Annotated in this window: 11 protein-coding genes; 6 read left to right on the top strand and 5 right to left on the bottom strand. The window is 60.2% G+C overall.

The window, feature by feature from the left end:
- Nucleotides 1-379: 379 nt before the first annotated feature.
- Together CRX69_RS09765 and CRX69_RS09760 are read left to right on the top strand one after the other, a co-directional pair.
- Nucleotides 380-838, top strand: coding sequence for an REP-associated tyrosine transposase (locus tag CRX69_RS09765; protein ID WP_107321934.1), 459 nt, complete (start codon nucleotides 380-382; stop codon nucleotides 836-838).
- A gap of 243 nt (nucleotides 839-1,081) precedes the next feature.
- Entirely contained in the window at nucleotides 1,082-4,189 is a 3,108-nt protein-coding gene (locus tag CRX69_RS09760; RefSeq protein ID WP_107321933.1) for a transglycosylase domain-containing protein, read from the top strand.
- A gap of 34 nt (nucleotides 4,190-4,223) precedes the next feature.
- Here CRX69_RS09760 and CRX69_RS09755 read toward each other — a convergent pair whose 3' ends face one another.
- The 5 genes from CRX69_RS09755 to CRX69_RS09735 all read right to left on the bottom strand — a co-directional run bounded on the left by CRX69_RS09755 (nucleotide 4,224) and on the right by CRX69_RS09735 (nucleotide 10,020).
- Nucleotides 4,224-5,489, bottom strand: coding sequence for a hypothetical protein (locus CRX69_RS09755; protein WP_240539592.1), 1,266 nt, complete (start codon nucleotides 5,487-5,489; stop codon nucleotides 4,224-4,226).
- A 30-nt stretch (nucleotides 5,490-5,519) separates the two neighbouring features.
- Nucleotides 5,520-6,002 (bottom strand): CS1 type fimbrial major subunit, encoded by a 483-nt coding sequence (locus CRX69_RS09750; protein WP_047228905.1) that lies wholly within the window; start codon nucleotides 6,000-6,002, stop codon nucleotides 5,520-5,522.
- Nucleotides 6,003-6,047: 45 nt separating this feature from the next.
- On the bottom strand, nucleotides 6,048-6,791 hold the full coding sequence (locus tag CRX69_RS09745) for a pilus assembly protein (RefSeq protein ID WP_107321932.1): 744 nt from the start codon (nucleotides 6,789-6,791) through the stop codon (nucleotides 6,048-6,050).
- A gap of 105 nt (nucleotides 6,792-6,896) precedes the next feature.
- A complete protein-coding gene (locus CRX69_RS09740) occupies nucleotides 6,897-9,419 on the bottom strand; it encodes a TcfC E-set like domain-containing protein (protein ID WP_107321931.1) in 2,523 nt (840 codons plus the stop codon).
- A 112-nt stretch (nucleotides 9,420-9,531) separates the two neighbouring features.
- Nucleotides 9,532-10,020: a CS1 type fimbrial major subunit gene (locus CRX69_RS09735; protein WP_107321930.1), complete on the bottom strand. Its 489-nt coding sequence runs from the start codon at nucleotides 10,018-10,020 to the stop codon at nucleotides 9,532-9,534.
- Between the two features lie 429 nt (nucleotides 10,021-10,449).
- Between CRX69_RS09735 and CRX69_RS09730 the strand changes: the two genes are divergently transcribed.
- The 4 genes from CRX69_RS09730 to purT all read left to right on the top strand — a co-directional run bounded on the left by CRX69_RS09730 (nucleotide 10,450) and on the right by purT (nucleotide 13,768).
- The gene (locus CRX69_RS09730) at nucleotides 10,450-11,037 is read left to right on the top strand and encodes a PadR family transcriptional regulator (protein WP_107321929.1); all 588 of its coding nucleotides are present in this window, start codon (nucleotides 10,450-10,452) and stop codon (nucleotides 11,035-11,037) included.
- On the top strand, nucleotides 11,034-11,819 hold the full coding sequence (locus CRX69_RS09725; RefSeq protein ID WP_107321928.1) for a siderophore-interacting protein: 786 nt from the start codon (nucleotides 11,034-11,036) through the stop codon (nucleotides 11,817-11,819). Before CRX69_RS09730 ends, CRX69_RS09725 begins: the two co-directional genes overlap by 4 nt.
- Nucleotides 11,820-12,016: 197 nt before the next feature.
- Complete coding sequence (locus tag CRX69_RS09720; RefSeq protein WP_047228899.1) at nucleotides 12,017-12,484, top strand: preQ0 transporter; 468 nt, start codon at nucleotides 12,017-12,019, stop codon at nucleotides 12,482-12,484.
- Nucleotides 12,485-12,586: 102 nt separating this feature from the next.
- Nucleotides 12,587-13,768, top strand: a complete 1,182-nt coding sequence (purT, locus tag CRX69_RS09715; RefSeq protein ID WP_047228898.1) for a formate-dependent phosphoribosylglycinamide formyltransferase — start codon at nucleotides 12,587-12,589, stop codon at nucleotides 13,766-13,768.
- Nucleotides 13,769-13,923: the final 155 nt, after the last annotated feature.

The raw sequence follows: 13,923 nt of genomic DNA, 5'->3' as shown, positions 1-13,923 counted from the left end.
TCATCCATACACCCATCTGTGGAGACGTATTGCCTGGGATTACAGTCAATTCGTAAAACGGCGCCGAGTATTGCACAGCGATGGTGCAGCGTCATGCCCGGGACATGCCGATGGCTCTAGCGCAGGGTTCTTGGGCTGAACAGGCCCTGTGGCGAGGGGATTTATCCCCGCTGGGCTGCGCAGCAGCCCTTCTGAGAAGCTTCCTCAATCTCTCAGACAATGCTCACGACCTTTGCGCCTGCTGCGCAGTCGAGCGGGGATAAATCCCCTCGCCACAGGACCTACGAAAGTTTCGGAATATTCGTTCCGCCGTTTCAGCGTCGAAACGACAGCGCCATGGCTAAGCTGCATTCACCCCCTCTATCAAAGGAAGCAAGGAATGCATCCACGACCCAATTCCCATCTCTTGCGCCGAGGACGTTATTCGGAGCATGGACGGGCCTATCTGGTGACTGCCGTTATTCATCGTCGGCGGCCGGTTTTTGCCGACTGGACAGTTGGAAGACTGTTGGTCGCAGAACTAAAACGCGCTCATGATTCCGGCCAGGTGAAATCCTTGGCCTGGGTGGTCATGCCGGATCATTTCCATTGGCTGCTGCAACTCATCGATAACCAACTAAGCCGGGTCATCGGCGCTACGAAAGCTCGATGCGCCCATAGCGTGAACAGCAAAACCGAGGCTTGTGGCCCTCTCTGGCAAAGCGGCTTCCACGACCGTGCGATCCGTGACAACGAAGACCTGCTCCCCTTCGCCCGCTACATCATTGCCAATCCACTTCGCGCAGGACTGGTGGATCGCATAGGCGATTATCCCCTATGGGACACTGAATGGCTTTGAAGCCCCACCACCTGTGGCGAGGGGATTTATCCCCGCTCGACTGCGCAGCAGTCGCAATATCATGAGGCTCGAGAATGCTTCAGAAGGGCTGCTGCGCAGCCCAACGGGGATAAATCCCCTCGCCACAGAGGATCGTCGGCGCGGCCTATGACATTGACTTGTCCACAATTTCCCCGCCGCCCGCGCCGCCACCGTCTAAGCTTCAAACAAGTCCCGATCAATGCGTGAATGGATCAGTCGACTATGGGCGCGTTATGGCAAACCGATTCGAGTAAACCTGTGGGCCCGACTGAACGTATGGAAGAAGCACCTTTACCCCAAAAAAAACGCCGCGCAGGGCATGGCTGGCGAGCGTTCTGGTTGTTGCTGTTGATTATCGTGGTGGTGGTCGGCCTGGCGGTGGCCAAGGAAATGCGCACGTCCAGGTTTCAAGCCCAGGAGCTAAGCCGGTACGCCGCGTCTCTGACCTATTCGGTGCAACCGGGGCCCAGCGACGCCATCGTCTACCCTGGGGCGGGTCCGTTCGACCGGCGGTTGGGTTACAGCTCGCTGGATGAATTCCTGCCGCGGTTGCTCAAGCGCGATTATGTGATCCAGGCCCAGGCACGTTTCTCTCCGGCCTTGATGAACTACGTCGATAAGGGCCTGTTTGCCCCTTATGCGGAAAAGATCCAGGCCGGCCTGACGATCACCGATTGCCGCGTCGCGCCGCTGTACCAGTTCAAGTACCCGCAGCAACTGTACGCCAGCTTCGAGGCAATCCCCCCCGTGGTGGTGCAAAGCCTGTTGTTCATCGAGAACCGCTTTCTGCTCGACCCCAAGCACCCCCAGGCCAACCCGGCGGTGGACTGGCCGCGCTTCGGCATGGCGGCGTGGTCGCAAGTCGCCAAGCTCCTGAGTCTGCCTGGGCAGTCCGCCGGGGGCAGTACACTGGCGACGCAGCTGGAAAAGTACCGCCACTCCGCCGACGGCCTCACCGGGTCGGGAGCGGAGAAAATCCGCCAGATGATTTCCGCCAGTGTGCGTGCCTATCAGGCGGGCCCGCAGACCCTTGAGGCCCGGCAGAAAATCATTCGCGACTACCTCAACAGCGTGCCGCTCTCCGCCGTACCGGGGCATGGCGAAGTCCACGGCATGGCCGAAGGTTTGCGGGTCTGGTACGGCGCCGATTTCAAGCGTGCCAACGAACGCTTGTCCAGCACCGCGACAGACCCCGCCAGCCTCGCGGAAAAAGGCCTGGCCCTGCGGGAAATGCTGTCGTTGATGATCGCCCAGCGCCGCCCCTCCTATTACCTGTCCAAAGGCCGGGACGAACTGGCGCGCCTGACCGACAGCCACGTCCGGCTGCTGGCCCAGAACGGCGTGATCGACGCCTCGCTGGCCGAGGCGACCCTGGCAAGCAAGGTCAGCTATCGCGACTGGGTGCAGCAACCCACCATCCAGCCCAACGAAATCAACAAGGGCATCAGCGCCGCCCGCAGTCGTCTGGCCACGCTGCTCAACCGCTCGTTTTACGACCTCGATCGCCTGGACCTCTCCGCCACCAGCACCTTGCAAAACGACTTGCAGACCCAGGCCACCGATTACCTCAAGCGCTTGGCGGACCCGGCGTTCGCTGCCGAAATCGGCCTGATGGGCGAACGTCTTCTGACGCCTACCAGCACCGCCCAGGTGCGCTACAGCTTCACCCTGCTGGAACTGACCCCGGACGGCTCGCGCGTGCGCGTGCAAACCGACAGCACCGACCAACCCTTTGATATCAACGAAGGCAGCAAACTGGAACTGGGCTCCACCGCCAAGTTACGGGTGCTCACCACCTACCTGCAGATCATCGCCGAACTGCACGAACGTTATGCCCACGAAACCCCGGCAACATTGAAAAAAGCCGAGATCGCCGACCAGGACCGCCTCTCCCGCTGGGCCGTCGACTACCTGATCCAGCACAGCGATCGCAACCTGCCGACGATGCTTGAGGCGGCGCTGGATCGTACCTATTCAGCCAGCCCCGGCGAGGCGTTTTTCACCGGCGGCGGGCTGCACACCTTCAATAATTTCCGTAAGGAAGATAACGGCCGTAATCCCACCTTGCGCGACGCCCTGCGCGAGTCGATCAACCTGCCATTCATTCGCCTGATGCGTGACCTGGTGCGCTACGCCACGTACGCGGGTCCCGACAGCAGTTCGGAGCTGCTCAAGGACGACAAGAATCCGCGCCGCCAGGAGTACCTGGCCCAGTTCGCCGACCGCGAAGGCACCACCTTCCTGCTCAAGTTCTGGAAGAAGTATCAGAAAAAGGACACGGGCCAGCGTCTCGAAACCTTCCTCGACGGCATGCGCCCCACCGCGATCCGCCTGGCCGCCGTGCACCGCTATTTCTTTCCCGGCGACAGCCAGGAAAGCTTCAACCACTTTGTGCGTTCGCACCTCAAGTCGGCCAAGAGCGCCGAAAAGCTCACCGACGAACGCCTGGAACGGCTCTACAGCAGCTACGGCCCGGGCAACTATGACCTGCCCGACCAGGGCTTTATCGCCAAAGTCCATCCGCTGGACCTGTGGCTGGTGGGTTATCTGCTGAACAATCCTGATGCCAAGTTCAGCCAGATCGTCAAAGCCAGCCGGTTCGAACGCCAAGAGGTCTACAGTTGGCTATTCAAAAGCCGGCACAAGAGCGCCCGCGACAGTCGTATCCGCACCATGCTGGAAGTCGAGGCCTTCCTTGATATCCACCAACGCTGGCAGAAAGTCGGCTACCCGTTCGACCATCTGGTGCCGTCGCTGGCCACCGCCATCGGCAGCTCCGGCGACCGCCCCGCCGCGCTGGCGGAGCTGGTGGGCACCATCCTCAACGACGGCATCCGGCTCCCGGCGCTGCGCGTCGACAGCCTCGACTTCGCCGTCAATACCCCTTATGAGACACGGCTGATCAGCGATCCGGATAACGGCAAACGGGTGATGCCGGTGGAAGTGGCCCGGGCTTTGCGCGGTGCGTTGTCCCAGGTGGTCGATGCCGGCACCGCGAAACGGGTGGCCGGCAGTTTCACCCTGGCCGATGGCACGCCGTTATCGATGGGTGGCAAGACCGGCACCGGCGACAATCGCATCGAAGCCGTTGGCGCCGGCGGGCGGGTCATCAGTTCCAAGTCGATCAACCGCACCGCGACCTTTGTGTTCTACATCGGCGACAGCCATTTCGGCACCCTCACCGCCTATGTACCGGGGGCTTCGGCGCAGAATTTCAAGTTCACCTCGGCCTTGCCGGTACAAGTGCTCAAGGGCATGGCGCCGTTCCTCTCGCCGTACCTGCAACCGGGTAGCCATACCCAGTGCCAGCCTTTGGTGGCGCGCCATTGACTCAATCCAACCCCTTAGGAGCGATGGTGGACCGCTAGACCTCCGAATCCCAGATCACCGTCACATTGCCTATGTAACTCTTGGCATCGCCGGCCAGCATTTCCTCGACCTGGTTGCGGGCGACTTCGAAATGCATCGTTCCCGGCCGACGCTCGATGTAATGCCCCGGCTGGAACAACTCGGTGCCGCTTCCATCGAGATAGAGCCGACGGCGGTTGACCGGTTGGCCACCAGCGTCGGTCAAGCCATTGGGCAGGGTCACACTGATGTTCACCGGCACCATCTGGCCGGAGCTGGGTGCCCAGAGCAGGCAGGTGTTATCACTCGAACCGGCGAACTGGCATTGCAGGCCCATCTTGAAACGCGATGAGGCTGAGATGTGGAAGGTCTGGTCACGAAACAACCGCGTCGGTTTTTGCCCCTGGCTCAACCAGGCCTGCCAACCGCCCTGAGGTTCGAGCACGACCTTGTTGCCGCCAGGAGGCACTTCGACCTTGAGGGTGTGTTCGACATCCAGTTTGAAATTGAACGCGATTATTGAATCATTCGGGAGCATCACATCGCCCATATCGAAGTCCTGCCCCGGACCAACGCTATAAGTCAGCGAGCCCGTGTATTGACCAGTCGACATGGTCAAGGGATTGGGGGTACGCAGTTCATAGGCAAAATCCAGATAACGGTAAGTCATGCTGGGGATCAAGTAACGAGCCCTTTTGGCGCACACACCTTCTACCGGGGTGGTCCAGAAAAAACCGTACCAATTGACGTTATAAGGTGCATTACCGCCGAATCGACATGGCGAGGGCGCACTGACCCAGCTAGAACCCCATAACAGGTTATGAGCCTTTAAAGCGTCAACACCTCCACCGACCAAGTCGGCTGCGTTAACAGGAAGTCGGTATTCCGAACCTATGCCGGACAAACGTATTTCAACGACTTCAGTTTCACCCGTACTTGCATGGGTTACTTGTAGAGAGCGCCAACCGGCAGGCACTTTGAACATCGCACCTTGCCGAGCGTCCCCATGATTCGCCTCGATAGGGAGGGTCGAACTGAAAGTGATAGGCAAGCGAATGCTGAACATCGTCTTGCATTGATTTGGAAATGACGCGCAGTAACCCGTGGTCGGAGTGGTATTGCGAAATTTATTCTCCTGAGGCTTAGCTGGGTCCGGCCTGAAGACTGCAGTGATCTCCCGGGTCAGCGCATTGGCCGTCGGAACGCCTGTCAACAACAAAGCAAAAACCGTGACTGCGCGGCACAACGAAACACCGTGCTCGAAGATATTTGAACGACTCATTTCGACTTACTCCAATAAACCGCAACTGCCCTACGGCGCAATGGCATCGAACACCATGTGCACGGTGCCGAAATAATCCCCAGGCGCATACTCCTCCTCGGTCTTGACGGCGATGATTTCCAGCCCCACACGCCGACCGGGCCGGGCTTCGGCGGCCGAGACCACCTGGGCCGAATCCAGGGTCAGTTGGACGTTGTTGAACGTCACCTGCAGGTCGATGCGCTCACGGCCATTGGACAGGTAAGCCTCTTGCCCCAGACGGGCGCCAATGGCCCCGTTGATGTTCTTCACTTCGTAATTGGCCCGCAGCGGCAAGAGCCCGGAGGTCAGGGTGCTGAACAGCATCGGCTGTTCACGCTCGACCAGTTGCGGGTCGACCGGCAGCACGTGGAAGTCGATCGTCGGGATGGTGACGAAGAGTTCGAACGTTTCGCGCTCCAGCGCTGCCCACGCGGGCAAACCCGGCAGCGTCAAGGCGGTGAACAGGAGAGTACGTAACAGCGTCTTGAACATGATGATTACCTGTGGCGCCAACGGCGGTTCAGTGACGGCATACCGTCAGCCTTTGATCTCAATGGCTTTTTCCTCGCGACCTTCGATCAGGCTGAAGCGGTATTCACGCCCAGGCTCCTTGTCGAACGAAAAGGTGCGACCGGCCATGACATGGTGCTTGGTGGTCGGCCGGCAATCGTTGTCTTTTTGCGCAGCGCAATCCTTGAACTCATCGATCACCACCACGCTGTTGCCGTTGTTGCGCACCAGGTAGCGATCGGCGCTGTCATCGATGGCCGTCTCGAAACGGGTCTCCTTGGGCCTGACAAAAAACACCGTGCCGAAGCCGGCCAGCACCTTCACCCCGGCGGCGATCCGTTCCTTCTTGTATTGCTCGCGTTCCTCGGCGCTGACGGCGAACTCGTCCTCGGCCTCCGGCACCACCGGGACGAAGCGAACCCGGAAGTACCGCTCCTTGCTGCGGTCGCCCATGAACAGCAGACGCGTGCCCTGCATGCCGTTGGCCGGCACGATCAGGCGCGCCGGGCTCGCCATCAGACCATTTCTGGCGAGCACGCCGTCCTGATCCTGCAGCGGCACCTCCAGGTAGCTGCCGTCGTCGCTGTAAAGAATCTCGAGGATGTCGACCTTGACGAATGCGGTGGACGTTCCGCCGTTGAAGATCCGTTTCATATAGGTGCTCTTGTCGCCTTCGAGATAGTCGTAGACCACCCCAACATTAATCTGCGGCCCGGCCTGGGCCATCAGCGAAAACAGCGACAAACCACACAGAATCAATAAGCGTTTCATTACCAAAACCTCATGAATGGAAGGCGGCCGATGGCGACCGTTTCACGGAACACTGCTTGAAATGTTGAAGGGCGCACCACGCTGGCCGGCGCGCCAGGATCAAGTTCAACCCGCCGTCTCGATCGGGTTGTTGCTGTCGGCCAGGGTGTCTGGCGTGCAGCGCAAATCACCGATCATCAACACATCGCCCTCGCTGTTGGCGTTATCCGGGTCGAGGCGGAACTGGCAAAGCAAGTCATTGCCATAGCGCACTTCAAGCGTCGGGGAGCTGGCGTTCATCTCCATGGAGAAGAAACCATCCACCTCGCTGACTCCACGGCTGGCGTGGTTGATCACGTGATGGCCCTTGAGCGGCTGGCCCTGCGCGTCCAGCAGACGACCGAGCACGGTCACGCTTCTCATCACGCTGACTTTGCGGTAGTCCACGCCCCCTTTGTTCAAGTGATAGCGGCTGCGTGAAGGCTCGATGTTGGCCGCCGGTGGATGCACGCCGTCGAAGTCGAAGGTCAACAGGCTGTTCTGATAGGCGGTGATGGGCACGAAGTTGCGGCCGGGACGCAAGGTGGTGGTGCCACCCGTCAGGTCGTCGGCGAGCAGGACGATGTCGTCCAGGTCGGTTTCCACATCCACGATCATGCCCGCGCCGCCACTCTGGGGCAGGCCGGTGAAGGCGACTTTCTGGCCACCCACGGCCACCGTGCTGCTGAGGTTCAAGCCACCGGTGAGGTTGTTGTTGTAGGAAGAGCGCTGGATGAAACCGTCGCCGTACACCGTATCGGTGTCGAAACTGGCGAGGCCGGACAGGCCCACGCCATAGGTATCGGCCAGTACCGTGGCGGACACGCTTTGCAGCACGTGATCCTGCAGGTCCCGGCGATAGCTCAGCGACCCATTGTTGTCCCGCGTTCCGTCACGGGATGTGCGGGTGCCGATACTGCCCGACCAATACTCGCCCGGCCCGCCCAAGGCCACGCTGACGCTCAGGTCCACGCCGCGATTTCGTCGATCGGCGGTACTGGAGGTGCCCGGACGGTCGAACACCGACCACCGCCAGTTGGCATCGCTGCCGCCAAGCTTGCCACGCTGGGTCCATCCCAGGTCCACACCGGCGCCCTCGACATTGCCTTCGCTGTAGAACAGCCGCCCGTTGATCGACGACTTGTTGCTCAGTCGATGGGAGACCGACAGCGACGAATTGCTGGTCTGGCCGACGAACACGTCGCGCTGGCGGATACGGGTGCCGTCAGGCAGGGTTTCGTAAGTGTTGCGCGTGTCCAGCCAACTGCGATTATGGCTGGCCACCACACTGCCCAGACCGTAGCTGTACAGCGCCTGCAGGTCCATGCCAGTGCCGTATTGCTCGGTCTGGTAAACGTTGGCAAAGAAGCTGGTGTTGGCGGGCAGCGTCCAGTCCACCGAGGTGCCGTACTGCAGCTTGTCCTGCACCTGGCGCGTGGAAAGCCCCAACACCACTCGCGGGTGCAGCAAGTAATTGAGACCGACCCCGGCAGTCGTGAAGCCCGAGGGTTGATCGTCCCAGTTGCTCAGCAGTTTGGTTTCACGGCCGGCAAACAGGTTGTAGCGCCAGCGATCATCGGCGCTGCGCCAGTTGTTGGGCTTGTAGACCAGCTCCTGGGACGTGGCGGTGGTCTGCCCGTCTTCAATCAGCCGCACTTCCACTTCATAGATGCCGCCAGGCAATGGCCGGGTATCCAGGCTCTGCAAGCCGGCGCTGACGGCCTGGGTATTGAGCAACAGGCCGTTGCGATAGATCTCTACCGCCGCCTGACGACTGGCGGTGACATAAATGGGGTACACGCTGGGCTTGGGATTATTGATCACCAGGCTGTCGGAACTGCCGTACATGACCCCCAGCGCGGTATCCGGGTTGGCCCCGAACGAACGGATCTGACGGTTCAAACCATCGGAGCCCGGCATGAAATAACCCAGGCGCAAAAAACTGTCTTGCATCTCGCGCTGGGTGTGCAACTCATGAACGGCGTGGTAGAGCTTATCGTCCGGCCCGCCCAGGCGCGAAAGCTGCAGATCGAACGACTGGGTCCAGTTGCCCACGCTGGAACTGGCATTGAGGCCATAACGCCCGCCCGTATCCTGCTCCTGACCACCGTTGAGATTGAGTTGGTTATTGACGATCAAGCCCAGACTGCCCCCCTGTGGCTGATCGTAATAACGTTTCTCCACGCTGCCGCGCTCCACTTTTTCAGTGAGGATCGACACCAGTGAATGTTCAAGGCTGTAATGCACCGCCAGCAGCCCCGCCGTGCATTTGGCTTCGCAGGCACCCAAGGCGCGCCCCTGTTTGAGCAGTTGCTCCCATTGCCCGCGCTCGACGGGCGGGATCGGGCTGTCCTGGGTGTCGGTGAATTCGAGCAAGGTAATACGATCATCGCGTGTCAACACCACCATGGCTTCGCCGAGGTACTGTTGATCGAGTTCCATACGAACCGCCAGAGGCACATCGAAAAAGTGGGCTTCAAACTCCTCCGGCAGCCCCTTGGCCTGGGACAACAGACTTCTGGGCGTCGTACCCGGGGCGGTCGGCGCAGCCAATGCACTGGCGCACAACAACAGCGCCAGCGCACCCACGATGGGTGTCATCACAAACATCAATGGATTCTCATATCAGCAAACTATCGGGACGTTCCAGGTACAGGCCGGCCGGGCGGCCGACCTGCGTTCATGCCCGCAGGACGAGAAAAGCCATCGGGCAGTGAAGGGTTTACGGGCGAGGCACCGCGTCGAAGATCACGGTGAAGTCGGCGGTGTATTGACCGACCTGGCTCTCCAGAGGCACGGTCGAGGCCATGATGAGCATGTCGGCCTGGGTACCTGGAGTGGATGCCGCGTCAGTCACCACTTCCTGAGGAAACTCGGTCAGGGTGACATTGTTGAACCTGGCGATGAGGGGAATGGCGTCCGTACCGTTGGTCAACGAAGGCTGACCACCCAAGAGGTAGGCATGCACCGAACCATCGGTGTTCTTCACGTCGAAGGTCTGACGCAAAGGGCTCAAGGAGTTGGTCACCGGGTTGTAGTGCATGACTTCATCCTTACCGAAGTCAGGGTTGCGTGGCAGTACATGGAACTGCTTGGTGGGAATCGTCGCGGTGATATGAATAGAAGAGCGGGCATCGTCCAGAGCGAAGACCAGCGAGGAACTCAGGGCTGCGGCGATCAGAGCAGTACCGGATACGATTTGTTTGAGCATGTTTGACACCTGTTCATAGCATAAAGAGAAGGCTTGAAGTTGCAGACCCACTACAGCCTGGCCTGACCTCAACGCCGGAGCATGATCCACTCTCTTTAATTAAAAATAAGCAGGCCTATTCCCAAAGGCACGTAGCCAAACCGCCATGCGCAATAACGAAAAATACACTGTTTTATATAAAACCGAAGTTTGGATGTAAGAAACAACCCACACCTGCAAGTCACACCCCGGATTTAAAACTGCAAATGCAGACAGTTGCCTACTTTGCCGCCCGTACAGGCAAGGGATTCGGGTAAGGTCTTATCTTTTTCAAACAATTGGAACCCGACTTCGATATATCTTAGTTCCAAGATATATCGAGGGTCAAAGATATATCTACGGATAAAGATATATCTCAGTTCTATCTTATGCAGAACGGAGAGCAGGCATATGACAGTCCCCCCTTCCCATCCCAGCCGAAAACACGATGAACACGATGAACACGATGGTTTCGAACGTCGACCCGCAGGCCGTGAGCGTGGTAGCCGGGGCCCCCGGGTCTTCGCCTCCGGTGACCTGAAATTGCTGTTGCTGGCGCTGATTGGCGAGCAGCCCTGCCACGGCTACGACTTGATCCGCCGGATCGAAAACATGTTCGACGGCGCCTATAGCCCCAGCCCCGGCGTGATTTATCCGACCCTGACCTTCCTGGAAATGGGCGCATTGATCGCCGGCAACGCCGAAGGTGGAAAAAAACGCTACAGCGTGACCGACGCCGGACGTCTATTCCTTGAAGACCAGACCCCGGCGCTGAATGAGGTACGCATGCGCATTGAAGCGAGCAAGCGCTCCCTGCGCGGCCAAGACCGCCCCCCGGAAATCCACGAAGCGGTGTATAACCTGCGCAATGCGCTGCACAAACACCATGGCCGGTGGAGCCCGGAAGAAACTTTGCGGATTCGCGACCTGCTCAACAACACCGCCAAAGCCATTATCGACGGTCCCGACCGTCCACCTGTTTCGGAGTCCAGCCAATGACTGAAGTCGATCAAAACACCATTCACCGTGTCAGCCACGAGATCAAGCGCCGCCGCCTGCAGGTGTTGCGAGTGCAGGACCTGACCCCGCGCATGCGCCGCATCACCCTGGGCGGGCCGGAACTGGCCGGGTTCACCAGCCTCGGCAGCGACGATCACGTAAAACTGCTGTTCCCACAGAACGCCGAGGAACACGCCGCCCTGGAAAACTTCGCCCCCGGCGCTGGCAAGGATCAGGGCCCGATGCCGCAAATGCGCGACTACACCCCGCGCCGTTATGACCTGCAGACGCTGGAGCTGGACATCGACTTTGTGCTGCATGGCGATGGGCCTGCCGCGACCTGGGCGACCCAGGCGACGCCCGGGCAATACCTCAACATCGCCGGGCCAAGGGGCTCGATGATTGTCCCGGACATCTTCGACCACTACCTGCTGATCGGCGACGAAACCGCCCTGCCCGCCATCGCCCGTCGCCTGGAAAACCTGGCGGCCAACCGGCGTGCGCTGGTGGTGGTGGAAGTGGAAAACGGCGCCGAGCAGCAAATCCTTAACAGCCCCGCGCAAGTACACGTGATCTGGGTGCTGCGCGAAGGCCGCCAGAACAACCTGCTGACCACCGTGCAGCACCTGGAAATGCCCGGCGGCAAGCTGTACGCCTGGGTCGCCACCGAGAGCAAGGTGTCGCGACAGATTCGCAAGGTGTTGTTGGAGGATAAAGGGTTGGATCAGGATTTTGTGAAGGCGGTGGGGTATTGGAAGGCGGATGACAGCGAGGAGGAATGAGGTGCGGCGTGCTGGCCTGCTAAAGTACCCTGCACCCACTGACCGAACACAACCTGTGTGGGAGCAAGGCTTGCCCGCGATGAAGGCAATGAGGTCTTTCAGAAAGCGAGGCGCCTGCATCGCGAGCAAGCTTTGCTCCCACAGGGCTATCGTCGCTCTTGAATACTTGATTTACACCCCACCAGGTACCCCGATCCATGCTTTTCCTGATCGCCTATATCAGCAGCGTCGTGCTGATCAACTTCGCGTTTTCCGCCGCGCCGCACCTGGACATCATCTGGTCGGCCTGGGGCGGGCTGGTGTTTGTCCTGCGCGACATGGTGCAAACTCGATTCGGCCACGGCGCCATCGTGGCGATGCTGGTGGCGCTGGTGTTGTCCTACGTCACCTCCGACCCGACCATTGCCCTGGCCAGCGCCACGGCGTTCGCGGTATCCGAATGCATTGACTGGCTGGTGTTCTCCATCACCAAGCGTCCGCTGCATGACCGGTTGTGGATCAGTTCGGCCCTGAGCATTCCCCTCGACACCTTCATTTTCTTCGGCATGATCGATGCCCTGACACCGGCCGTGGTGATCACCGCGCTGGTCTCGAAATTTGCCGGGGTCACGGCAGTGTGGCTGATCATGGCCTGGCGTTTGCGCAAACAGGCCGTCACCGGCTGAAGCCAAAACCTGCGGTTCATGTAAAATGCCGCGCTTTCTCCCCATGGGAAGCTCGCCCGGCGCGCGACCCTCGATGCTCCGCTCCTGTTTGAGGACCTTCAGATGACCCGTATCGGAACTCCATTGTCGCCCACCGCGACCCGCGTTTTGTTGTGTGGCAGCGGTGAACTGGGCAAGGAAGTGGTAATCGAACTGCAGCGCCTGGGCGTTGAAGTGATTGCCGTGGATCGCTACGCCAACGCGCCGGCCATGCAAGTGGCCCATCGCAGCCATGTGATCAACATGCTCGATGGCGCGGCCCTGCGCGCGGTGATCGAGGCCGAGAAGCCGCACTTCATCGTGCCGGAAATCGAAGCCATCGCCACCGCCACGCTGGTGGAACTGGAAGCTGAAGGCTTCACCGTGATCCCCACCGCTCGTGCCGCGCAACTGACCATGAACCGCGAAGGCATCCGGCGCCTGGCCGCCGAAGAGTTGGGTCTGCCGACCTCGCCGTATTTCTTCGCCGACACCGTGGAAGACTACCGCAAGGCCGTTGAAACCCTGGGCTTCCCGTGCGTGGTCAAGCCGGTGATGAGTTCCTCGGGCAAGGGCCAGAGCCTGCTGCGCAGTGCCGATGACGTGCAGAAAGCCTGGGACTACGCCCAGGAAGGCGGCCGTGCCGGCAAGGGCCGGGTGATCATCGAGGGCTTCATCGATTTCGACTATGAAATCACCCTGCTTACCGTGCGCCATGTTGGCGGCACCACCTTCTGCGCACCGGTCGGTCACCGCCAGGAAAAAGGCGACTATCAGGAATCCTGGCAGCCTCAGGCCATGAGCCCGGTGGCCCTGGCTGAATCCGAGCGCGTGGCTAAAGCCGTGACCGAAGCCTTGGGTGGTCGCGGCCTGTTTGGCGTCGAGCTGTTCATCAAGGGTGACCAGGTGTGGTTCAGCGAAGTCTCGCCGCGCCCACACGACACCGGCCTGGTGACGCTGATTTCCCAGGACCTGTCGCAGTTCGCCCTGCACGCCCGCGCCATCCTCGGCCTGCCGATCCCGCTGATCCGCCAGTTCGGCCCATCGGCCTCGGCGGTGATCCTGGTGGAAGGCCAGTCGACCCAGACCGCTTTCGCCAACCTCGGCGCTGCCCTGGCCGAACCGGACACCGCCCTGCGCCTGTTCGGTAAACCGGAAGTCAACGGCCAGCGCCGCCTGGGCGTGGCCCTGGCGCGAGACGAGTCCATCGACGCCGCCCGCGCCAAGGCGACCCGGGCTTCCCAGGCCGTCAAGATCGAGTTGTAAGCAGTATCGCTTGCCTCATGGTGATCTGTGGGAGCAAGGCTTGCCCGCGATGAACGATAACGCGGTCCAACTGAAGACCAGGGCGCCAGCATCGCGAGCAAGCTTTGCTCCCACAGCTAACTTGGGATGACATTGGGCTAAAGAAAAAGGCGACA

It is taken from the genome of Pseudomonas rhizophila, from assembly GCF_003033885.1.
In the GTDB taxonomy this organism is placed as follows: domain Bacteria; phylum Pseudomonadota; class Gammaproteobacteria; order Pseudomonadales; family Pseudomonadaceae; genus Aquipseudomonas; species Aquipseudomonas rhizophila.
The sequence above is the reverse complement of the archived record's forward strand: the minus strand, read 5'-3'. Positions and strand labels throughout refer to the sequence as shown.

Coding starts and splice junctions, on each gene's coding strand:
- CRX69_RS09745 (WP_107321932.1), bottom strand. CDS start 6,791: ATGAAACGCTTATTGATTCTGTGTGGTTTGTCGCTGTTTTCGCTGATG.
- purT (WP_047228898.1), top strand. CDS start 12,587: ATGACCCGTATCGGAACTCCATTGTCGCCCACCGCGACCCGCGTTTTG.
- CRX69_RS09755 (WP_240539592.1), bottom strand. CDS start 5,489: ATGAGTCGTTCAAATATCTTCGAGCACGGTGTTTCGTTGTGCCGCGCA.
- CRX69_RS09750 (WP_047228905.1), bottom strand. CDS start 6,002: ATGTTCAAGACGCTGTTACGTACTCTCCTGTTCACCGCCTTGACGCTG.
- CRX69_RS09765 (WP_107321934.1), top strand. CDS start 380: ATGCATCCACGACCCAATTCCCATCTCTTGCGCCGAGGACGTTATTCG.
- CRX69_RS09725 (WP_107321928.1), top strand. CDS start 11,034: ATGACTGAAGTCGATCAAAACACCATTCACCGTGTCAGCCACGAGATC.
- CRX69_RS09735 (WP_107321930.1), bottom strand. CDS start 10,020: ATGCTCAAACAAATCGTATCCGGTACTGCTCTGATCGCCGCAGCCCTG.
- CRX69_RS09760 (WP_107321933.1), top strand. CDS start 1,082: ATGGGCGCGTTATGGCAAACCGATTCGAGTAAACCTGTGGGCCCGACT.
- CRX69_RS09720 (WP_047228899.1), top strand. CDS start 12,017: ATGCTTTTCCTGATCGCCTATATCAGCAGCGTCGTGCTGATCAACTTC.
- CRX69_RS09740 (WP_107321931.1), bottom strand. CDS start 9,419: ATGTTTGTGATGACACCCATCGTGGGTGCGCTGGCGCTGTTGTTGTGC.
- CRX69_RS09730 (WP_107321929.1), top strand. CDS start 10,450: ATGACAGTCCCCCCTTCCCATCCCAGCCGAAAACACGATGAACACGAT.